General features: G+C 62.5%; 1 protein-coding gene. It reads right to left on the reverse strand.

What is annotated here, in order from left to right; translation table 11 throughout:
- On the reverse strand, positions 1–1127 hold a 1127-nt coding region (gene tuf / locus FG99_RS30685; protein WP_043274051.1), incomplete at both ends, for an elongation factor Tu.

Consider the following 1127-nt stretch of genomic DNA (forward strand, 5'->3'; position numbering starts at 1 on the left):
TCGATGATCTTGGCAACCACGCCGGCGCCAACGGTACGGCCGCCTTCGCGGATAGCGAAGCGCAGGCCGTCTTCCATGGCGATCGGGGCGATCAGGGTGACGGTCATCTTGACGTTGTCACCCGGCATTACCATCTCGACGCCTTCCGGCAGCTCGCAGTTGCCGGTCACGTCGGTGGTACGGAAGTAGAACTGCGGACGGTAGCCCTTGAAGAACGGGGTGTGACGACCGCCTTCTTCCTTGGACAGCACGTACACTTCGCACTCGAACTTGGTGTGCGGCTTGATGGTGCCCGGCTTGGCCAGAACCTGGCCACGCTCTACGTCTTCACGCTTGGTGCCGCGCAGCAGGACGCCGACGTTCTCGCCAGCACGACCTTCGTCGAGCAGCTTGCGGAACATTTCAACGCCGGTGCAGGTGGTCTTGGTGGTCGGACGGATGCCGACGATTTCCACTTCTTCCTGGACCTTGACGATACCGCGCTCGACACGACCGGTTACCACGGTGCCGCGGCCGGAGATCGAGAACACGTCTTCGATCGGCATCAGGAACGGCTGGTCGATGGCACGAACCGGCTCGGGGATGTAGGAGTCCAGGGTTTCCACCAGCTTGCGCACGGCGGAAACGCCCATCTCGTTGTCATCCTGGCCGTTCAGGGCCATCAGCGCGGAACCGATCACGATCGGAGTGTCGTCGCCCGGGAAGTCGTAGGTGTTCAGCAGGTCGCGAACTTCCATCTCGACCAGTTCCAGCAGCTCGGCGTCGTCAACCATGTCGGCCTTGTTCAGGAACACGACGATGTAGGGAACGCCTACCTGACGGGACAGCAGGATGTGCTCGCGGGTCTGCGGCATGGGGCCGTCGGCAGCCGAGCAAACCAGGATCGCGCCGTCCATCTGGGCAGCACCGGTGATCATGTTCTTCACGTAGTCGGCGTGGCCCGGGCAGTCTACGTGAGCGTAGTGGCGTACCGGCGAGTCGTATTCGACGTGCGAAGTGTTGATGGTGATACCACGGGCTTTCTCTTCCGGCGCGTTGTCGATCTGGTCGAAGGCGCGAGCGGAGCCACCCCAGGTCTCGGAGCAGACCTTGGTCAGAGCAGCGGTCAGAGTGGTCTTACCGTGGTC

Origin of the sequence: Pseudomonas sp. AAC, assembly GCF_000725445.1 — a bacterium.
GTDB lineage: Bacteria > Pseudomonadota > Gammaproteobacteria > Pseudomonadales > Pseudomonadaceae > Pseudomonas > Pseudomonas citronellolis.